A 20,330-nucleotide genomic window follows, 5' to 3' on the forward strand; every position below is an offset into this window, starting at 1 on the left:
GACCGACGAGGTACAGCATGCGTCGCACTATGGTAGCTGGTAACTGGAAGATGCACGGTACCCGCGCCAGTGTCGCCGAGCTGATCAACGGCCTTCGTCACTTGGCCTTGCCAAGCGGTGTCGATGTCGCGGTTTTCCCACCTTGCTTGCATATCAACCAAGTGGTTGATGGCTTGAAAGGCAAGTCGATCCAGGTCGGCGCGCAGAACTCTGCGGTGGAGCCGATGCAAGGTGCGTTGACCGGTGAGATTTCGCCGAGTCAGCTGGTTGATGCGGGTTGTTCCTATGTGCTCGTCGGGCACTCCGAGCGCCGTCAGATGATGGGCGAGCGTGATGGGACACTCAATCGCAAGTTCGCAGCGGCACAGGCTTGTGGCTTGATTCCAGTGTTGTGCGTAGGGGAGACCCTTGCAGAGCGCGAATCGGGCAAGACTCTTGAAGTTGTCTCGCGTCAGCTGGGCAGCATCATCGAGGAGCTGGGTGTTGGTGCGTTTGCAAAGGCAGTAATTGCTTACGAGCCGGTCTGGGCCATTGGTACCGGGCTGACTGCTACACCGCAACAGGCGCAGGATGTGCACGCAGCCATCCGCGCACAGTTGGCGGCAGAGAATTCTGAGGTCGCGCAAGGTGTGCGGCTTCTATACGGCGGCAGCGTGAAGGCGGCCAATGCGGTCGAACTGTTCGGCATGCCGGATATCGATGGGGGGCTCATTGGTGGAGCTTCCCTGAATGCAGATGAGTTCGGTGCGATCTGTCGCGCCGCGGGAAACTGAAAAAATGCTGGAAACAGTCGTAGTCGTTTTTCATCTGTTGGCTGCCCTGGGCGTAGTTGCCCTGGTTTTGTTGCAACAGGGTAAAGGTGCGGATGCTGGTGCGTCTTTCGGTGCAGGTGCTTCAAATACTGTGTTCGGAAGCCAAGGTTCCTCTACCTTTCTTAGTAAGTTTACTGCTATACTTGCCGCAGGTTTCTTCATAACCAGCTTAGGGTTAGGTTACTTTGCTAAAGAGAAAGCTCATGTGCTGACTCAAGTAGGTTTGCCAAACCCAGCGGTGTTGGAAGTACCAAAAGCAAAACCGGCTTCTGATGATGTCCCGGTGCTTCAAGAGCAAAAGTCGGCTACTCCAGCGACTGACGTACCTCCAGCTCAAGAGCAAAAGTAAGAAGGGTTGTAAGCGCTGTATTGCCGAGGTGGTGGAATTGGTAGACACGCAACCTTGAGGTGGTTGTGCCCATAGGGTGTAGGGGTTCGAGTCCCCTTCTCGGTACCAATTATCAGGAGAGCCCGCTGTTGCGGGCTTTCTTGTAGGTGGAAGGTTACATTGACCCTGTAAGGGATCGGTCGTATACTTCCGCCCCAGCTTTGTCGCGGGGTGGAGCAGTCTGGTAGCTCGTCGGGCTCATAACCCGAAGGTCGTCGGTTCAAATCCGGCCCCCGCAACCAGTTTTAGCGGAGCCCCTTTTAAGGGGCTTTTTGTTAGCTGGACACTTTCAACGCCGCTGTTCGACGGCGTTTCAAGGATGGGCGTTTCGCCCATTTTTTTATTTTGCACAGCATGCACATACATGCACGAGGGGGTTCAGGTGTCGAGCAAGCTAGAAGAGTTGCAGGCCTTGTTGGCCCCGGTGGTCGTGGCCCTAGGCTATGAATGCTGGGGTATTGAGTTTTCGGCTCAAGGTCGCCACTCAATGTTGCGCGTTTATATCGATAAAGAGGGCGGCGTGCTGGTGGACGATTGTGCCATTGTCAGCCGTCAGATCAGCGGTGTCCTGGATGTTGAAGATCCAATTTCCGTTGAATATACCCTCGAAGTTTCCTCGCCAGGCATGGAACGCCCACTGTTCACTATTGATCAGTTTGCAAAATTTGCCGGTGAACAAGTGAAGATCAGGCTGCGATCTCCCTTTGAAGGGCGACGCAACTTTCAGGGCCTTCTGCGCGGTGTAGAAGAACAGGATGTCGTGGTGCAGGTAGACGACCATGAGTTCCTGTTGCCGATCGATATGATCGACAAGGCCAACATTATTCCCAGTTTTGACTGAGACGCGGATCCCGCGGATCCAATGGCTTGCGAAAGGCGAGGCGTACGATGAGCAAAGAAGTACTGCTGGTTGTTGAGTCGGTATCCAATGAAAAGGGCGTACCGGCAAACGTGATTTTTGAAGCGCTGGAGCTGGCTCTGGCCACTGCTACCAAAAAGCGTTTTGAAGACGAAGTTGATCTGCGTGTGGAAATCAACCGCCACACCGGTGCCTATGAGACTTTCCGTCGCTGGACGGTCGTCGAAGAGGCCGATCTTGATGATCCGGCCATCGAAACCTGGCCGAGCAAGGTTGCGCAAACGCATCCTGGCGCCAAGGTCGGTGATGTCGTCGAAGAAAAGATCGAATCGATCGAATTCGGCCGTATTGCTGCACAGACCGCCAAGCAGGTCATCGTGCAGAAGGTTCGCGAAGCCGAGCGCGCTCAAGTCGTTGACGCCTATCGCGAGCGCCTGGGTGAAATCATCTCCGGCACCGTGAAAAAAGTGACCCGCGACAACGTGATCGTCGACTTGGGCAACAACGCCGAAGCGTTGCTGGCCCGCGAAGACATCATCTCCCGCGAAACCTTCCGTGTTGGCGTGCGTCTGCGTGCGCTGCTCAAGGAAATCCGTACCGAAAACCGCGGCCCTCAGTTGATCCTGTCGCGTACCGCGCCGGAAATGCTGATCGAGCTGTTCCGTATCGAAGTACCGGAAATCGCCGAAGGCCTGATCGAAGTCATGGCTGCATCCCGCGACCCGGGTTCGCGCGCCAAGATCGCGGTCCGCTCCAAGGACAAACGCATTGACCCGCAAGGCGCCTGCATCGGTATGCGCGGTTCGCGCGTGCAAGCAGTGTCGGGCGAGCTCGGTGGTGAGCGTGTGGACATCGTCCTGTGGGACGACAACCCGGCGCAGTTCGTGATCAACGCCATGTCGCCGGCTGAAGTGGCGGCAATTATCGTTGACGAAGATGCCCATGCGATGGACATCGCCGTTGGCGCAGACAATCTGGCTCAGGCCATTGGTCGTGGTGGTCAGAACGTGCGTCTGGCCAGCCAACTGACCGGCTGGACCCTGAACGTGATGACCGAATCGGACATCCAGGCTAAGCAGCAAGCTGAAACCGGTGACATCCTGCGCAACTTCATTGACGAGCTGGAAGTCGACGAAGAGCTGGCACAGGTGCTGGTAGATGAAGGCTTCACCAGCCTGGAAGAGATTGCCTACGTACCGTTGGAAGAAATGCTCAACATCGACGGCTTTGACGAGGAAATCGTCAACGAGCTTCGCGCTCGGGCCAAGGATCGTTTGTTGACTAAAGCCATCGCTACTGAGGAAAAGCTGGCAGACGCCCATCCGGCCGAAGACCTGCTCTCGCTTGAGGGTATGGACAAGGATTTGGCGATGGAACTGGCGGTGCGCGGCGTAATTACCCGCGAAGACCTGGCCGAGCAGTCTATTGACGATCTGCTCGACATCGACGGCATTGACGATGATCGTGCCGGCAAGTTGATCATGGCCGCCCGAGCCCATTGGTTCGAGTAACTAGGCGCGGCCTGAGGAGAGAAGTGCATGACGCAAGTCACGGTGAAACAACTGGCCGATGAGGTCAAAACACCGGTAGAGCGCCTGTTGCAGCAGATGCGTGAGGCAGGTCTGCCGCACACCGCCGCCGATGAAGGTGTGAGCGACAGTGAGAAGCAGTCTTTGCTGACTCACTTGAAGAGCAGCCACAAGGCGAAAGTGGAAGAACCGCGCAAGATTACATTGCAGCGCAAAACCACCAGCACCCTGCGTGTTGCGGGTAGCAAGAGCATCAGCGTTGAAGTACGCAAGAAGAAAGTCTTCGTACAGCGCAGCCCGGAAGAAATCGAAGCCGAGCGCAAACGCGAACTGGAAGAACGTCGCGCAGTAGAAAATGCTGCTCGTCAGAAGGCTGAAGAAGAAGCCAAGCGTCGCGCCGAAGAAGAAGCGCGTCGCCAGCCTGCTGCTGCGCAACCTGCTGTTACTGAAGCGGTCGCTGCGCCTAGCGCGCCAGTAGAAGCTGTACGTGAGGCCGCTCCGGTTGCCCCTGCGCCAGCACCTGCTGCAGACACTCGCAAGCGTGACGAACCGCGTCGTCCGGACAAACCACGTGCTGACGATAACAATCGTCGCGGTGGTGGTGGCGATGGCGAGCGCAAAAACGCTCCGCATCGTGCTTCGGTCAAAGAGAAAGCGCCTGCTCCACGCGTTGCCCCACGTACCACCGACGAAGAAAGCGATGGCTTCCGTCGTGGTGGTCGCGGCAAGGCCAAGCTGAAAAAGCGCAACGCCCACGGTTTCCAGAGCCCAACCGGCCCTGTCGTGCGTGAAGTGAAAATCGGCGAGACCATCACTGTTGGCGACCTCGCCCAGCAGATGTCGGTCAAGGCTGCTGAAATCATCAAGTTCATGTTCAAGCTGGGCACTCCGGCCACTATCAACCAGGTACTGGATCAGGAAACTGCCCAACTGGTTGCTGAAGAGCTGGGCCACAAAGTGACCCTGGTCAGCGACACCGCCCTGGAAGATTCCCTGGCCGAGTCCCTGAAGTTTGAAGGTGAAGCGGTTTCCCGTGCACCAGTCGTGACCGTAATGGGCCACGTTGACCACGGTAAGACCTCCCTGCTCGACTACATCCGTCGTGCCAAGGTTGCTGCTGGCGAAGCCGGTGGTATCACCCAGCACATCGGTGCATACCACGTTGAAACCGACCGTGGCATGGTGACGTTCCTCGATACCCCGGGTCACGCCGCGTTTACCGCAATGCGTGCCCGTGGTGCCAAGGCGACCGACATCGTGATCCTGGTGGTTGCGGCGGACGACGGCGTGATGCCACAAACCATCGAGGCTGTTCAGCACGCTCAGGCGGCTGGCGTTCCTCTGGTGGTTGCAGTGAACAAAATCGACAAGCCGGGCGCCGATCTCGATCGCATCCGTAGCGAACTGTCGGTTCACGGCGTGACCTCCGAAGAGTGGGGTGGCGACACTCCATTCGTACCGGTCTCCGCGAAAATGGGTACCGGTGTTGACGAACTGCTCGAAGCCGTTCTGTTGCAAGCCGAAGTGCTGGAACTGACTGCTACGCCATCGGCCCCTGGTCGTGGTGTCGTGGTTGAATCCCGCCTCGACAAGGGCCGTGGCCCGGTTGCGACCGTCCTGGTTCAAGACGGTACCCTGCGCCAAGGCGACATGGTCCTGGTCGGTTCGAACTACGGCCGTGTACGTGCCATGCTCGACGAGAACGGCAAGCCAATCAAGGAAGCAGGTCCTGCTATCCCGGTCGAGATCCTCGGCCTGGACGGTACTCCGGACGCTGGTGACGAGATGAGCGTGGTTGCCGACGAGAAGAAAGCCCGCGAAGTGGCTCTGTTCCGTCAAGGCAAGTTCCGCGAAGTCAAACTGGCCCGTGCTCACGCCGGCAAGCTGGAAAACATCTTCGAGAACATGGGCCAGGAAGAGAAGAAGACGCTCAACATCGTCCTCAAATCTGACGTACGTGGTTCCCTCGAAGCGTTGAACGGCGCCTTGAACGGCCTGGGTAACGACGAAGTGCAAGTGCGCGTTGTCGGTGGCGGTGTCGGTGGTATCACCGAGTCCGACGCCAACCTGGCACTGGCTTCCAACGCTGTACTGTTCGGCTTCAACGTGCGTGCCGATGCCGGCGCTCGCAAGATCGTCGAGCAGGAAGGCCTGGACATGCGTTACTACAACGTCATCTACGACATCATCGAAGACGTCAAGAAAGCCCTCACCGGCATGCTTGGCAGCGACGTCCGGGAGAACATCCTGGGTATCGCCGAAGTGCGTGACGTGTTCCGCTCGCCGAAATTCGGCGCGATCGCCGGCTGCATGGTGGTTGAAGGCACCGTGTACCGTAACCGCCCAATCCGTGTACTGCGTGAAGACATCGTTATCTTCGAAGGCGAGCTGGAATCCCTGCGCCGCTTCAAGGATGACGCTTCCGAAGTACGTGCCGGCATGGAATGCGGTATCGGCGTCAAGAGCTACAACGACGTCAAGGTTGGCGACAAGATCGAAGTCTTCGAGAAGGTCCAGGTTGCTCGCAGCCTCTAACTCGCGCACTTCCGGAGCCACGCGGCGTGTGGGCATGCAAATGCCCCGCGCAGCGTACGGACTCTAAACGCAACGCCCGGTCTGGCTTTTGTCAGGCCGGGCGTTTGCCGCTTTCAGACCCCACGGGTTTCACCGTGTGGCAGTAACAGGTAACAAGACATGGCAAAAGAATACAGCCGTACCCAGCGTATCGGCGATCAGATGCAGCGTGAGCTGGCCCAACTGATCCGTCGCGAAGTCAAAGATCCCCGTGTTGGCCTGGTCACCATCACCGCCGTAGAAGTGAGCCGTGACGTGGGTCACGCCAAGATCTTCATCACCGTGATGGGCCAGGACAGCAGCGAAGAAATCGCGCAAAGCATCAAGGTGCTCAACTCTGCCGCAGGTTTCCTGCGCATGCAGTTGGCCCGCGAAATGAAGCTGCGCAGTGTTCCCCAGTTGCACTTCCACTACGACGAAAGCGTCGTGCGTGGTGCGCACCTGTCGGCACTGATCGAGCGCGCCGTGGCTGAAGACAGCCAGCACCCGTCCACACCTGAAGACGCCAAGGAGTAAGCGGTGGCTCAGGTCAAACGTATCCGTCGCAACGTCAGCGGCATCATTCTGCTCGACAAGCCCATTGGCTTCACCTCCAATGCCGCGTTGCAGAAGGTTCGCTGGCTGCTCAATGCCGAAAAGGCCGGGCACACCGGCAGCCTCGACCCACTGGCCACCGGCGTATTGCCGTTGTGCTTTGGCGAGGCCACCAAGTTCTCGCAATACCTGCTCGATTCCGACAAGGGTTACGAAACCCTGATGCAACTGGGCAAGACCACCACCACGGCTGATGCCGAGGGTGATGTCCTGCAGGTTCGCGACGTGACCGTTGGTCGCTCTGATATCGAGGCTGCGTTACCCGGTTTTCGTGGGCAAATCAGTCAGATACCGCCGATGTACTCGGCTCTCAAGCGTGATGGGCAACCCCTTTACAAGCTGGCACGTGCGGGCGAAGTAGTGGAGCGCGAAGCGCGTTCTGTTACTATTGCGCGCTTGGAATTGCTCGCCTGTGAAGGCGACACCGCGCGTCTGGCCGTGGACTGCAGCAAAGGCACCTATATCCGTACCCTGGTGGAAGATATTGGTGAACATCTTGGTTGCGGTGCGTACGTTGCAGAGTTGCGACGCACACAGGCCGGCCCTTTCACCCTGGCCCAGACGGTCACGCTGGAAGAGTTGGAAGCGGTACACGCCGAAGGCGGCAATGAAGCGGTTGATCGCTTCCTGATGCCATCGGACAGCGGTTTGCTGGATTGGCCATTACTGCACTTCTCGGAGCACAGCGCGTTCTACTGGCTCAACGGCCAGCCGGTACGTGCCCCGGATGCCCCGAAGTTCGGCATGGTGCGGGTACAGGATCATAATGGTCGCTTCATCGGGATCGGTGAAGTGAGCGAAGACGGGCGCATCGCGCCACGTCGACTGATTCGGTCAGAATGACCGAACGAGTGTGGCTGTTAATAGGCACGGTCAACACTCATTTTTAGATACAGGGATTTGTCCCTGGCCTGTTGAAACTGCCCTTTGGGTGGTTTCCTGAAAAAAGGATTGCCTCATGGCTCTCGACGTTCAAGAAAAAGCACAAATCGTTGCTGACTATCAGCAAGCTGTTGGTGACACTGGTTCGCCAGAAGTGCAAGTTGCACTGCTGACCCACAACATCAACAAGCTTCAAGGTCACTTCAAGGCCAACGGTAAAGATCACCACTCCCGTCGTGGTCTGATCCGCATGGTAAACCAGCGCCGTAAGCTGCTGGACTACCTGAAAGGCAAGGATCTGGGTCGTTATCAGACTCTGATCGGTCGCCTGGGTCTGCGTCGCTAATAAGCGATTGCGCTAGAGGTTGGTTGTCTGCCGTGTGTCAGTGGGATTCCCGCTGGCTCATGGTAGGCTCCCAGCCTCAAGTTTTATCTGGATACACGTTTTACCCCTGGACCTGGTTCGGGCCGATTCCCGACATTGCCCAAGAATTTCGCAAGAAGACACGTTCCCCCAAGAGCCACAAAGAAGGTAGGACACCGTGAACCCGGTTATCAAAAAATTCCAGTTCGGTCAGTCGACCGTTACCCTCGAGACAGGCCGTATCGCCCGTCAAGCCTCCGGCGCAGTGCTGGTTACCGTTGACGACGACGTTACCGTTCTGGTGACCGTGGTTGGCGCCAAGACCGCTGACCCGAGCAAAGGCTTCTTCCCTCTGTCCGTTCACTACCAGGAAAAGACTTACGCTGCCGGTAAGATCCCTGGCGGTTTCTTCAAGCGCGAAGGCCGTCCTTCCGAGAAAGAAACCCTGACTTCCCGACTGATCGACCGTCCGATCCGTCCGCTGTTCCCAGAAGGCTTCATGAACGAAGTGCAGGTTGTCTGCACCGTCGTTTCCACCAGCAAGAAGACCGATCCGGACATCGCTGCGATGATCGGTACCTCGGCTGCCCTGGCCATCTCCGGCATTCCTTTCGATGGCCCGATCGGCGCTGCCCGCGTTGCGTTCCACGAAAGCACCGGCTACCTGCTGAACCCGACTTACGAGCAACTGAAAGCATCGAGCCTGGACATGGTCGTTGCCGGTACGTCGGAAGCCGTGTTGATGGTTGAATCGGAAGCCAAAGAGCTGACCGAAGACCAGATGCTGGGCGCCGTGCTGTTCGCCCACGACGAGTTCCAGGCTGTCATCAAGGCTGTCACCGAGCTGGCTGCCGAAGCGGCCAAGCCAACCTGGACCTGGGCGCCACAAGCTGAAGCCACCGAACTGCTGGGCGCTATCCGCTCCGAGTTCGGCGCTGCCATTTCCGACGCCTACACCATCACCGTCAAGGCCGACCGTTACGCTCGCCTGGGCGAGCTGAAAGACCAGGTTGTGGCCAAGCTGTCCGGTGAAGAAGGCCAGCCTTCTGCCAGCGACGTCAAAGCGGCTTTCGGCGAGATCGAATACCGCACCGTTCGCGAAAACATCGTAAACGGCAAGCCACGCATCGACGGCCGCGACACCCGCACCGTACGTCCGCTGAACATCGAAGTTGGTGTTCTGCCGAAGACTCACGGTTCGGCGCTGTTCACCCGTGGTGAAACCCAGGCCCTGGTGGTCGCGACCCTGGGTACTGCCCGTGACGCGCAGCTGCTGGACACCCTGGAAGGCGAGAAAAAAGACCCGTTCATGCTGCACTACAACTTCCCTCCGTTCTCGGTGGGCGAGTGTGGTCGCATGGGTGGCGCTGGTCGTCGCGAAATCGGCCACGGCCGTCTGGCGCGCCGTTCGGTACAGGCCATGCTGCCTGCTGCTGACGTGTTCCCTTACACCATTCGTGTTGTGTCGGAAATCACCGAATCCAACGGTTCCAGCTCCATGGCGTCCGTTTGCGGTGCTTCCCTGGCGCTGATGGACGCCGGTGTGCCGATGAAGGCGCCGGTTGCCGGTATCGCCATGGGCCTGGTTAAAGAAGGCGAGAAGTTCGCCATCCTGACCGACATCCTGGGTGACGAAGACCACCTGGGCGACATGGACTTCAAAGTAGCCGGTACCGCCAAAGGTGTGACCGCGCTGCAGATGGACATCAAGATCAAGGGCATCACCGAAGAGATCATGGAAATCGCCCTGGGCCAAGCCCTGGAAGCGCGCCTGAACATCCTCGGCCAGATGAACCAGATCATTGGTCAGTCCCGTACCGAGCTGTCGGAAAATGCTCCGACCATGATCGCGATGAAAATCGACACCGACAAAATCCGTGATGTCATCGGTAAAGGCGGCGCGACCATCCGTGCGATCTGCGAAGAAACCAAGGCTTCGATCGATATCGAAGACGACGGCTCCATCAAGATCTTCGGCGAAACCAAGGAAGCGGCTGAAGCTGCACGTCAGCGCGTACTGGGCATCACCGCTGAGGCCGAGATCGGCAAGATCTACGTCGGTAAGGTTGAGCGCATCGTCGACTTCGGCGCATTCGTGAACATCCTGCCGGGCAAAGACGGTCTGGTTCACATCTCCATGCTGAGCGACGCTCGCGTTGAGAAAGTGACCGACATCCTGAAAGAAGGCCAGGAAGTCGAAGTACTGGTATTGGACGTGGACAACCGCGGCCGTATCAAGCTGTCCATCAAGGACGTCGCAGCAGCCAAGGCTTCGGGCGTTTAACCAACCCCAGGCTTCACGCTGAAAAAAGGACCCCTCGGGGTCCTTTTTTTATGGGAGCGGGAAAGTGAAGGGAAATCAGCCATTTACCCGGAGTCAAAAGCCGCAACTTGCATGCAGGCACGATAGGCTTCATGCAAGTTGCACGATTTCGAAAATTGCGTGTTTTTATAAGTTATTGATTTATATGGATTTTAATGTCTGTCGCGACTTGGCACACTGCCTGCAATATCCCTGTTAACGCTGCAGCATCAAGGTTCATGTGCTGCGGACTTTTAATAAAACAGGAGTTACTCGTATGAAGAAGTTCGCTCTCGCTACTGCTACCGCTCTGACTCTGGCCATGGGTGCTAACGTAGCCTTTGCTCAGACTTCCCAAGCCCCTATGACTTTGGCGGCTGGTGAAGCGACCAAGGCTAAAGAAAGCGTTTCGGATACTTGGATCACCACCAAAGTTAAATCCGATCTGCTGACCGAGAAAGGCATTCCAGGCTCGGACATCAAGGTCGAAACCAACAAAGGCGTGGTTTCCCTGTCGTCCACAGTCGCTATCTCTGATTCGCAGAAAGCCACTGCCGTAGCGATCACCAAGAAAATCAAAGGTGTAACCGCCGTATCCGCTGATGGCCTGATGGCTGGCGGTGCTACCAAGGCTGACGGCATCGACAAGACCAAGGGCGCCGCTGCCAGCGCTAAAGAGTCGACCTCTGATACCTGGATCACCACCAAAGTGAAAGCTGATCTGGTAACCGAGAAAGGCATTCCTGGCACCGACATCAAAGTCGAAACCAACAAAGGTGTAGTTTCCCTGTCTTCGGCTGTAGCAGTCACTGAAGCCCAGAAAACCACCGCGGTGAACATCACCAAGAAAATCAAAGGCGTTAAAGCTGTATCGGCCGATGGCCTGAAGGCAGAGTAATGCTTAAGGATTCGTCTTGAACTAGACGGCGGCGGCTTAAGGTGAGTTAGATATCCACCCAATGCACCTCTGGAGTTCATGCGACCGACCACACGGATGTGGTCATTACAGGCCCCGGCACTCGTGTCGGGGCCTGTTCTATTTGAGGTTGGATAAAAAAACTTCATCACAACAGATATCCCATGTGGGAGCGGGCTTGCCCGCGAAAGCGTCGTGTCAGCTAACCGATGGGTCGACTGATTCACCGCATTCGCGGGCAAGCCCGCTCCCACAGTTGGATGAGGTGCTGAGGAGGTTACTCAGCATCCAGATGCATCGGGGTCACCACCCGGCCATCTTTCTCCGCCTGTCCCAGGTTCGCATCAATGAAGTACACCCGTTCGTCTTCAAGCTGCCCCTTGTCCACCAAGTAGTCCTTGATCGTGCTGGCGCGGTCCTGACCCAGTTGACGCAGCAAGACGTCACTGGTGCTCCAGAACTTGATCACGCCCTCACGCAGCTTCGCAGAGCGGTCGTCGTTGCTCAGGTCTTTCCACTCTGCTGGCGGTTGTTGCTTCAGGCGGGTGCGATAAATGCCTTCCAGCAACGGCGCTTTCTCTTTCTCCGGTACGACCAACAGCGAGGCCTGGGCCGGGACTTTATCGCCGCGACGCTGCAGGATCTTGTAGTAGTTGTATTGGTATTCACGCTCCAGGCGTTGTGCCGCCAGGAAAGGACCGTCGCTGCTGGCGGCTGCGGTCCCTTCGATTTCCAGGCGCAAGGCTGGGCGTTCTTTCAAGGCTTTGGCCAGGCTGTTCAAGGCGCCTTCGGCATCCTTGGTCAAATCGCTGGAGCCTGCAGCGAAGGACACATTGCCCAAATCCTCAGCACCGCCGCCGGAAATCAGCCCACCAATGAATTTGAAGGGGGCCGTAGCGGCACGTACCACCAGGTTGCGCAGGGTCTGCCACACAATCGGCATCACGCTGAATTGCGGGTTGTTCAAGTCGCCGGTCACCGGCAGCTCGATGGAGATCTTGCCATCGCTGTCCTTGAGCAAGGCAATGGCCAGGCGAATCGGCAGGTCCACGGCGTCCGCGCTGTCGACTTTTTCACCCAGTTGCAGTTGCTCGACTACCACTTTGTTTTCGGCTTTGAGCTGGCCCTTGGTGATCACATAGTGCAGGTCGAGGTTCAGCCGGCCTTTGCGAATACGGAAGCCGGCAAACTTGCCGGAGTAGGGGGTCAGGGTGGTCAGTTCGACACGCTTGAAGCTGGTGGCGATATCCAGCGCGGCCATCGGGTCGAACGGGTTCACGCTGCCCTTGATGGTCACAGGTGCATAGCGGTCCACCTTGCCGTTGATATTGACGCTGGCGGGCTTGGCCTGGCGACTGTCAATGGTGCCGATCTGGCCGTTGAGCTGTTGGATCGCCGTGGCGAAGTTGGGTGTCAGGCTGAAGTCGGCAAAGTTGGCCGACCCGTCATTGATCGCAATTTGCCCGATACGAATGCCCAACGGCTTTTCCTTGCTGGCGGGCTTGGATGTTTTGTCGGCGGGTTGCGGGATCAACAGGTCATCGACGTTGGTGGTGCGGTCGTCGTTGATCATGAAGCGCGCATACGGTTGCAGCAGGTTGACCTTGTCGATCGACAGGCTGTCGCCATGCTGGTAGTTCACGCCCTCCAGCACCAGACGCTGCCATTTGACGAAGTCGCGGGTCTTGAGGGTGTCCAGGGTATGCAATTGATCGACTTGCGCACGGCCGGTGACCTGCAGTTTCAGCGGGTCCGCGCTTTTGAGGTTCACATCCAGGTTGCTGCCCAACATGCCGCTGCGCAGTTCCAGGCGAATGAACGGGCTGATATAGGACTGGGCAACCCGCAGGTCGATGTCCTGGGTGTTCACTTTCAGCTTGGCGCTGATCGGGTTGAGGTTCACTTCGCCGGTCGCGAGGATCTTGCCTTGCTTGCCCAGGCCGGTGTCGACCTTCAAGGTGAAGGGGCTCTGGTTGAGGCTGTCGAAGTTCTGTACATCGACATTCAGCGGGCCCAGTTCCAGCGCGACGGCAGGTTTGACCTGGCGGTCGGCCAGGTGCACCTGATAATTGCGCAGCTGTACGTCTTTGAGCAGCACCTGCCAGGGTTTGCTCGGCGCGGCAGGTTCAGGTTTGGGCGAGTCAGCGGTGGCCGGTGCGGTGGCGGGTTCCGCCTTGGCCGGTTTACTCGGTTGACTGGCAAACAGCTTCTGCCAGTCCAGTTGCCCATCGGCTTCGCGGGCGGCCCAGGTTTCGAGCTTGTTGCTGCGGATCTTGCCGACCACCACCTGCTGCTTGGCCAGGTCAACCGTGGTTTCGCTGACGTCCAGGCGCTCCAGACGCGCCAACGGCCGCCCGTCCGGGGCCTTGATTGCAAACGGCGCGATGCTCGCTGCGGTGTTGGTCAGGTTGAGTTCGGTCTCTTTGGCCAGGCTGAATTTATAGTCGGTGCTGAAATTCAATACACCGTCTTCAAGCACCAGCGGCAAGGCATCACGTACATACGGCCACCAGGCTTTCATCTTGCCATCGGTGACTTTCAGGGTGCCCTCGGACGTGATCGGCACCAGGCTGAAATTGCCTTTCCAGTCGATTTGCCCGCCTTCAGGGCCTGCGGCCACCAACGTCATGTCGGCGTTGTCTTCGGGCAGGGTGCTGAGGTTTTTCAGCTCGAAGTCGAGTTTGTCGTAGAGGAATTCGATCGGCTCGCTGGGACGCAGATCCTGGAAATGCACATAGCCGCTCGCCAGCTTGATGCGCTCGATGCGCAGCGGGAATGGTTTGGCGTTGGGATCGGCCGGGGTCGGCTCGCTCGGCGGCAGCTTGAACAGTTGCGCCAGGTTCAGTTGGCCCGACTTGTCGAACAGCAGCTCGGTCTTGGGTTTGTCCAACTCGACGTCTGCCAGGTGCAGGGCGCGGGTCCAGAGGCTGTCGATCTGCAGGTTGGCGTAAAGGCGCTCGAAGCCGACTTGTTCCTTGCCGGGTTCACCGATTTGCAGGCCCCATACGGTCAGCTCCAGGCTGAACGGGTTGAGCTCGATGCGCTCGATGCGCGCTGGCACCGTGGCGTAATGGGCCAACTGTTGGTTGGCGATGCGAAGGGCAATGCCGGGCAAAATCAAAAAGCCCAGCAAGCTGTACAGAGCCAGAGCAGTCAACAAGGCGCCGACGGCGCGAATCAATCCTTTGGGCATGGGTGACGCCATCTGTGTCGAACGAGAGTGCCTTGGAGTATGGCACGGGTTTTCGGTTCCGAAGAACAGGCTCCGTTGGGATAACTCCTACAGTTGCAGGATCAGGGTTTTCAACGGCGGCTGCTGGTCACGGGACGGGAAGTCGGCGCCCGGGGTCATGACGGTCCACTCGCGGACCGGTCGACCGGCTTTTTCGGCGCAGCGCAGTACCTGTTCACGCCAGTCATCCATGCTGACCTTCGCCAGGTTGTTGCAGCAGATCAGCACGCCGTCGTCGGCGGTGGCCAGCAATGCCGGCTTGAGCAGGCTCTGGTAGTCGCGCAACAGGTCAACGGTGCCGAAGGCGCTCTTGGCCCAGGCCGGAGGGTCGAGCAGTACCAGGTCGTATTGACGCTGCTCCAGGCGCGGGTAGCTCGGCAACTTCTGGCCGCGCCGCTGAGTGATCGGCAGCCCCGCCAATTGGCGAATCGCCGGGAAGTAGTCGGACTGCACAAATTCCATGGTGGGCAATTGCGGGTTCAACAGGCCGTTTTCGCGCCCGACCGCCAGGTTGCCCTCGGCAAAGTCCAGGTTGCACACCTCGCGGGCACTCCCAGCTGCCGCGCTCAAGCCCACGCCGCAGGTGTAGGCAAACAAGTTCAGCACGCTCTTGCCGGCGCTGTGGGCCTTGACCCAGCCGCGCGTGTTGCGCAAGTCGAGGAACAGCAGCGGGTCTTGCCCGGCATGCCGACCGCGCACACGGTAGTTGAGGCCCCACTCCTGGCCGACCAGGTCCTCCAATGCCGCGGGTTCGGCGCGGTACACCGTGTCTTCACGGTCGATCCGCGAATTGCCACGGGAGCGGTCGTTGTAGACCAGCAACAATTCCAGGCCCATGTACTGATTGATCAGTTGATGCAGGTCCAGCAGGTCGGCGGTTTCCAGCGACTGGTGGAAGCTTTGCACCAGCAGTTGTGGGCCATAGCGGTCGATGGTCAGGCCTCCAGCGCCCTCCTGGCTGCCGTGGAACAACCGGTAGCAGTCGGTGCCTTGGGCGTGCAGCTCGTTGATCAGGTCTTGGCGATAGTCGAGGGCGGCGCGCAGCGCCTGATTCAGAGGAGACATGGAGCGCGCCTTGCTGGGAAAAGAGGGCGCGAAGTTTAACAGTTATGCGGCGTTGCCTACATCAACCCCATCCGCCGATGGGCGCGCTGCACTGAACCATTGCGCATGGCCCAGCGCAGCAACGGCGCACTGCGTTTTACCCCGGCGCGGATCATCTGGCGCTGCAACGGGCTTTGGTGCTGTTCGAGCAGGGTGCTCGCCCATTCCGGCAGCAGATCGATCCCGGCCTGCATCATCAAGCTGCCAAAGGGCTTGGCCAGGGTGCTAGGGGCGGGCGCATTGACCAGCAGGCGCAACACTTCGCGACTGCGCTCATCGCACAGCAGTTGAGGGCGGATACGCTCCAGATAATCCGAAACGTCCTGCCGTGAACGGGGAACATGCCGCGCGCCCAGGCGTTCAGCCACCAAGGCGATTTCGCTGTAGTAGCGGTCCTGATCCCGCCCCGAGAGATGAGGGTTGCGATAGCGCAGGTGCGCCGCCAGAAAATTGCTGACTTCCGCCACGTGCACCCAGGTCAGCAACTCTGGGTCGCTGGCCGCGTAAGGTCGCCCATCCGGTGCGTGGCCGACCACTTGCAAGTGAATGGTGCGCACTTTTTCGATCAGCCATTCGGCGTCTTTGCGTGAGCCGAAGGTGGTGCCGGAGATGAATTGCGAAGTGCGCCGCAAACGCCCGAGCATGTCCTGGCGGAAATTCGAATGGTCCCACACACCCGCCAGGGCCAGTGGGTGCAAGGCTTGCAACATCAAGGCGCTGATGCCGCCGATCAACATGCTGCTGAAGTCGCCATGCACTTGCCAGCTCACCGAGTCGGGCCCGAACAGGCCAGGATCGCCCTTGGGGTTTTCCAGGTCCAGTTGGCCCAGTGACAAGCCGGTGAGGCTCATCAACTGGGTTTCGATACGGCTGCGGATAAATTCCATGGCGACTCAAGGGTTCCTATCGGTTCAGGCGTTTGTCGATCAGGCCGTCCACCACGCTCGGGTCGGCCAGGGTCGAGGTGTCGCCCAGGCTGTCGAGTTCGTTGCAGGCGATCTTGCGCAAGATACGCCGCATGATCTTGCCGGAGCGGGTTTTTGGCAGGGCTGGCGCCCATTGGATCTGTTCCGGCTTGGCAAAGCTGCCGATTTCCTTGCTGACCAGTTCCAGCAGGTGTTTTTTCAGTGTGTCGCTGGGTTCTACGCCATTCATGGGGGTGACGAAGGCATAGATGCCCTGGCCCTTGACGTCATGGGGGTAACCCACCACTGCGGCCTCAGCGACCTGGTCGTGCAGCACCAGTGCGCTTTCCACTTCGGCGGTGCCGATACGGTGGCCAGACACGTTGATCACATCATCGATGCGCCCGGTGATCCAGTAGTCGCCGTCCTCATCGCGGCGAGCGCCATCGCCGGTGAAGTAGTAGCCGGGGTAGGGCTTGAAGTAGGTATCGATCATGCGCTGCGGGTCGCCGTAGACACTGCGGATCTGCCCGGGCCAACTGGCCTTGATCGCCAATACGCCGCTGCCAGCCCCGTGCAGCACCTTGCCGTGCTCATCCAACAGCACCGGCTGCACGCCGAACATCGGTTGGGTGGCGCAACCGGGCTTGATGTGCTGTGCGCTGACCAAGGGGCTGAGCATGATGCCGCCCGTCTCGGTCTGCCACCAGGTGTCGACGATGGGGCAGCGCTGCTCGCCCACGGCATTGAAATACCAGTCCCAGGCTTCCGGGTTGATCGGTTCGCCGACGCTGCCCAACAGCCGCAGGCTTGCACGGGAAGTGTTTTCCAGCGGGCCGTGGCCCTCACGCATCAAGGCGCGCAAGGCGGTGGGCGCGGTGTAGAAGATGTTCACCTGGTGTTTGTCGATCACTTGCCAGAAGCGCGAGCTGTCCGGGTAGCTGGGCACGCCTTCGAACATCAGCGAGGTGGCGCCATTGGCCAGCGGGCCGTACACGATATAGCTGTGGCCGGTGACCCAGCCCACGTCGGCGGTGCACCAGAACACTTCGCCGTCGCGGTAGTCGAGCACGTACTTGAAGGTCATCGCCGCCTGCAGAAGATAGCCACCGGTGGTGTGCAGCACGCCCTTGGGTTTGCCGGTGCTGCCGGAGGTGTAGAGGATGAACAGCGGGTCTTCGGCGTCCATTGGCTCGGGCGGGCAGTCGTCGCTCGCTGCCTCCACGGCGGGCTGATACTTGAGGTCGCGGCCTTCGCTCCAGCCGACGGCCGCCCCGGTGCGCTCCACCACCAGTACGGTGCTCACATTCGGGCAACTGGTCAGTGCCTTGTCGACGTTCTGTTTCAGCGCCACCGGCTTGCCGCCGCGCACGCCTTCATCGGCGGTGATCACGGTGCGGCAGTCGGCGTCGAGAATGCGGTCGCGCAAGGCGTCGGGCGAGAACCCGCCAAACACCACGGAATGCACCGCACCAATACGCGTACAGGCCAGCATCGCGTAGGCTGCTTCCGGAATCATTGGCATATAGATGCACACGCGGTCGCCTTTCTTCACGCCACGGCTTTTCAGCACATTGGCGAGGCGGCATACGTTTTGGTGCAGTTGGCGGTAGGTGATTTTGGATGATGTTGTCGGGTCATCGCCTTCCCAGATGAAGGCCGGTTGATCGGCACGTTGTGCCAGGTGACGGTCGATGCAGTTGTAACTGACGTTCAACTGGCCACCGGCAAACCATTGCGCTGCGCCGGTCTTGATGTCCGAACGTTGAACGGTGTGCCAGGGTTTGATCCAGTCGAGGAAGCCCTTGGCCTGTTCGGCCCAGAAGGTGTCGGGCTGTTCGATGGATTGGCGATAGAGGCGCTTGTAGTCCTCTTGGCTGAGCTGCGCAGCTCGGCGGACGGCATCGGCGGTGGGAAATGAGCTGATATCGAACATGAGCGGTCCTTATTCTTGTTTTAGGGACAAGAGGGGAGCGCCCTGTGTAGGAGCCGGCAAGCCGGCTCCTACACAGGGAGGTGTGCTCCCGCCGTTTCAGACCATCAGTGTAGTGCCGATCCCTTAGCCGCGGTGACGACCACGGAAGTAGTTGATCAGGCCCTGGGTCGAAGCGTCCTCGGCCGAGGTCTCTTCGGCGCCGGTCAGGCGGTTGTACACGCCTTTGCCCAGCTCTTTACCCAGCTCCACACCCCATTGGTCGAAGGCGTTGATACCCCAGATCACGCTCTGCACAAACACTTTGTGTTCATACATGGCGACCAGTGCGCCCAAGCGACGCGGGCTGATGCGCTCAACCACCAGAGTGTTGCTCGGACGGTTGCCCGGGATCACCTTGTGCGGGGCCAGCTTCTGCACTTCGGCTTCCGGGATGCCCTTGTCGCGCAACTCGGCTTCGGCTTCGGCGCGGGTCTTGCCGAGCATCAGCGCCTGGCTCTGGGACAGGCAGTTGGCGTACAGCCACTGGTGGTGGTCAGAGACCGGGTTGAAGCTGACGATCGGCACGATGAAGTCGGCCGGGATCAGTTGGGTCCCTTGGTGCAGCAACTGGTGGTACGCGTGCTGGCCGTTGCAGCCGACGCCGCCCCAGATCACCGGGCCGGTATCGGTGGACACGGGCGTGCCGTCCTGGCGCACGCTCTTGCCGTTGGATTCCATGTCCAGTTGTTGCAGGTGCTTGGTGATGTTACGCAGGTAGTGGTCGTACGGCAGGATCGCGTGGCTCTGCGCGCCCCAGAAGTTGCCGTACCACACGCCCAGCAGGCCCAGCAGCACGGGCATGTTCTGTTCGAACGGCGCGTTCTGGAAATGCTGGTCCATGGTGTAGGCACCGGACAGCAGCTCCTTGAAGTTGGACATGCCGATGGCCAGCGCGATGGGCAAGCCGATGGCCGACCACAACGAGTAACGGCCGCCAACCCAGTCCCACATCGGGAAGATGTTCTCTTCGCGGATACCGAACGCCACGGCCGCGGCGTTGTTGCTCGATACCGCGATGAAGTGGCGGTACAGCTCGGCTTCCGAGCCACCCTGGGCCAGGTACCAGGCACGGGCGGCCTGGGCGTTCTTCAGGGTTTCCAGGGTGTTGAAGGATTTCGACGAGACGATGAACAGCGTGGTCTCGGCGCGCAGCTTCATGGTCAGCTCGTGGAACTCACTGCCGTCGATGTTCGCCAGGTAGTGGCAGCGCACGCCTTTATGGGCGTAAGACAACAGCGCTTCGGACACCAGCTCCGGGCCGAGGAACGAACCACCGATACCGATGTTCACCACGTCGGTGATCGGCTTCTCGGTGTAGCCACGCCACAGGCCGTCGTGGATACGGCCGACCAAGTCAGTGATCTGGTTCAGCACCTTGTGCACGTCCGGCATGATGTTCACGCCGTTGACCGACAGCTTGTCGCCCACTGGGCGGCGCAAGGCGGTGTGCAGGGCAGGGCGGCCCTCGGAAGAGTTGACCGGCTCGCCTGCATACAGCGAGTTAATCGCATCTTTAAGACCGACTTCCTTGGCCAAACCCACCAGCAAGTCGCGGGTTTCGCTGGTGATCAGGTTTTTCGAGTAATCGAGGAAAAGTCCGCAGCTGCTCAAGGTGAACTGGGAGAAACGCTGAGGATCGGCATTGAACGCTTCGCGCATGCTGAAATCCTGCATGGCTTGGCGATGTTGATTGAGCGCTTGCCAGGCGGGCAGAGCGGTAACGTCATGAGGAGTGCGGTAGTACGCCATCGCTGCGGGTTTCCTTTTATTACGGGGACTGCCTTTAGGACACTTCAAAGTCCGGAACGTCCTGCTTTGTTCAAGCGGCCGACCCCGGACAGCGCTAACCAAGAGCGCAGGGCGATTACATTAAACCTAGCGTGTGAATATGTCT

At 59.1% G+C, this 20,330-nt stretch carries 15 protein-coding genes and 2 tRNA genes; 12 read left to right on the plus strand and 5 right to left on the minus strand.

Going from position 1 to position 20,330, the window contains the following annotated elements; all coding sequences use genetic code 11:
- Window positions 1-17 precede the first annotated feature (17 nt).
- From tpiA to HX803_RS05755, 12 genes are all read left to right on the plus strand, one after another.
- The gene (gene tpiA / locus HX803_RS05700; protein ID WP_016973764.1) at window positions 18-773 is read left to right on the plus strand and encodes a triose-phosphate isomerase; all 756 of its coding nucleotides are present in this window, start codon (window positions 18-20) and stop codon (window positions 771-773) included.
- 4 nt (window positions 774-777) lie between these two features.
- Window positions 778-1,161 (plus strand): preprotein translocase subunit SecG, encoded by a 384-nt coding sequence (secG, locus tag HX803_RS05705; protein ID WP_010206600.1) that lies wholly within the window; start codon window positions 778-780, stop codon window positions 1,159-1,161.
- A 22-nt stretch (window positions 1,162-1,183) separates the two neighbouring features.
- Window positions 1,184-1,269, plus strand: a tRNA-Leu gene (locus tag HX803_RS05710).
- Window positions 1,270-1,365: 96 nt separating this feature from the next.
- A tRNA-Met gene (locus HX803_RS05715) sits at window positions 1,366-1,442 on the plus strand.
- Between the two features lie 140 nt (window positions 1,443-1,582).
- Window positions 1,583-2,041, plus strand: a complete 459-nt coding sequence (rimP, locus tag HX803_RS05720) for a ribosome maturation factor RimP (RefSeq protein ID WP_176998424.1) — start codon at window positions 1,583-1,585, stop codon at window positions 2,039-2,041.
- Between the two features lie 47 nt (window positions 2,042-2,088).
- Window positions 2,089-3,570, plus strand: a complete 1,482-nt coding sequence (nusA, locus tag HX803_RS05725; protein ID WP_178919548.1) for a transcription termination factor NusA — start codon at window positions 2,089-2,091, stop codon at window positions 3,568-3,570.
- Between the two features lie 27 nt (window positions 3,571-3,597).
- Complete coding sequence (gene infB / locus HX803_RS05730; RefSeq protein ID WP_178919549.1) at window positions 3,598-6,123, plus strand: translation initiation factor IF-2; 2,526 nt, start codon at window positions 3,598-3,600, stop codon at window positions 6,121-6,123.
- Between the two features lie 159 nt (window positions 6,124-6,282).
- Entirely contained in the window at window positions 6,283-6,678 is a 396-nt protein-coding gene (rbfA, locus tag HX803_RS05735; protein ID WP_016973761.1) for a 30S ribosome-binding factor RbfA, read from the plus strand.
- Between the two features lie 3 nt (window positions 6,679-6,681).
- Window positions 6,682-7,599, plus strand: a complete 918-nt coding sequence (gene truB / locus HX803_RS05740) for a tRNA pseudouridine(55) synthase TruB (protein WP_176998421.1) — start codon at window positions 6,682-6,684, stop codon at window positions 7,597-7,599.
- A gap of 115 nt (window positions 7,600-7,714) precedes the next feature.
- Window positions 7,715-7,984 (plus strand): 30S ribosomal protein S15, encoded by a 270-nt coding sequence (gene rpsO / locus HX803_RS05745; RefSeq protein WP_003177875.1) that lies wholly within the window; start codon window positions 7,715-7,717, stop codon window positions 7,982-7,984.
- A 196-nt stretch (window positions 7,985-8,180) separates the two neighbouring features.
- Window positions 8,181-10,286: a polyribonucleotide nucleotidyltransferase gene (gene pnp, locus HX803_RS05750; protein WP_178919550.1), complete on the plus strand. Its 2,106-nt coding sequence runs from the start codon at window positions 8,181-8,183 to the stop codon at window positions 10,284-10,286.
- Between the two features lie 295 nt (window positions 10,287-10,581).
- Window positions 10,582-11,202 (plus strand): BON domain-containing protein, encoded by a 621-nt coding sequence (locus tag HX803_RS05755; RefSeq protein WP_178919551.1) that lies wholly within the window; start codon window positions 10,582-10,584, stop codon window positions 11,200-11,202.
- A gap of 295 nt (window positions 11,203-11,497) precedes the next feature.
- Here the strand turns inward: HX803_RS05755 and HX803_RS05760 are convergent, their stop codons facing one another.
- The 5 genes from HX803_RS05760 to pgi all read right to left on the minus strand — a co-directional run bounded on the left by HX803_RS05760 (window position 11,498) and on the right by pgi (window position 20,185).
- Complete coding sequence (locus tag HX803_RS05760) at window positions 11,498-14,413, minus strand: DUF748 domain-containing protein (RefSeq protein WP_178919552.1); 2,916 nt, start codon at window positions 14,411-14,413, stop codon at window positions 11,498-11,500.
- 87 nt (window positions 14,414-14,500) lie between these two features.
- Entirely contained in the window at window positions 14,501-15,517 is a 1,017-nt protein-coding gene (locus HX803_RS05765; protein WP_178919553.1) for a class I SAM-dependent rRNA methyltransferase, read from the minus strand.
- A 56-nt stretch (window positions 15,518-15,573) separates the two neighbouring features.
- Complete coding sequence (locus HX803_RS05770) at window positions 15,574-16,443, minus strand: oxygenase MpaB family protein (protein WP_178919554.1); 870 nt, start codon at window positions 16,441-16,443, stop codon at window positions 15,574-15,576.
- A 16-nt stretch (window positions 16,444-16,459) separates the two neighbouring features.
- On the minus strand, window positions 16,460-18,397 hold the full coding sequence (acs, locus tag HX803_RS05775) for an acetate--CoA ligase (RefSeq protein ID WP_178919555.1): 1,938 nt from the start codon (window positions 18,395-18,397) through the stop codon (window positions 16,460-16,462).
- Between the two features lie 123 nt (window positions 18,398-18,520).
- On the minus strand, window positions 18,521-20,185 hold the full coding sequence (gene pgi, locus HX803_RS05780; RefSeq protein ID WP_176998415.1) for a glucose-6-phosphate isomerase: 1,665 nt from the start codon (window positions 20,183-20,185) through the stop codon (window positions 18,521-18,523).
- Window positions 20,186-20,330 lie beyond the last annotated feature (145 nt).

The organism is Pseudomonas sp. P7548, from assembly GCF_013386585.1.
In the GTDB taxonomy this organism is placed as follows: domain Bacteria; phylum Pseudomonadota; class Gammaproteobacteria; order Pseudomonadales; family Pseudomonadaceae; genus Aquipseudomonas.

Excerpts from the sequence above, each read along its gene's own strand:
- tpiA (WP_016973764.1), top strand. The coding sequence starts at position 18 with ATGCGTCGCACTATGGTAGCTGGTAACTGGAAGATGCACGGTACCCGC.
- secG (WP_010206600.1), top strand. The coding sequence starts at position 778 with ATGCTGGAAACAGTCGTAGTCGTTTTTCATCTGTTGGCTGCCCTGGGC.
- nusA (WP_178919548.1), top strand. The coding sequence starts at position 2,089 with ATGAGCAAAGAAGTACTGCTGGTTGTTGAGTCGGTATCCAATGAAAAG.
- infB (WP_178919549.1), top strand. The coding sequence starts at position 3,598 with ATGACGCAAGTCACGGTGAAACAACTGGCCGATGAGGTCAAAACACCG.
- rbfA (WP_016973761.1), top strand. The coding sequence starts at position 6,283 with ATGGCAAAAGAATACAGCCGTACCCAGCGTATCGGCGATCAGATGCAG.
- rpsO (WP_003177875.1), top strand. The coding sequence starts at position 7,715 with ATGGCTCTCGACGTTCAAGAAAAAGCACAAATCGTTGCTGACTATCAG.
- HX803_RS05755 (WP_178919551.1), top strand. The coding sequence starts at position 10,582 with ATGAAGAAGTTCGCTCTCGCTACTGCTACCGCTCTGACTCTGGCCATG.
- HX803_RS05760 (WP_178919552.1), bottom strand. The coding sequence starts at position 14,413 with ATGCCCAAAGGATTGATTCGCGCCGTCGGCGCCTTGTTGACTGCTCTG.
- HX803_RS05765 (WP_178919553.1), bottom strand. The coding sequence starts at position 15,517 with ATGTCTCCTCTGAATCAGGCGCTGCGCGCCGCCCTCGACTATCGCCAA.
- HX803_RS05770 (WP_178919554.1), bottom strand. The coding sequence starts at position 16,443 with ATGGAATTTATCCGCAGCCGTATCGAAACCCAGTTGATGAGCCTCACC.
- acs (WP_178919555.1), bottom strand. The coding sequence starts at position 18,397 with ATGTTCGATATCAGCTCATTTCCCACCGCCGATGCCGTCCGCCGAGCT.
- pgi (WP_176998415.1), bottom strand. The coding sequence starts at position 20,185 with ATGGCGTACTACCGCACTCCTCATGACGTTACCGCTCTGCCCGCCTGG.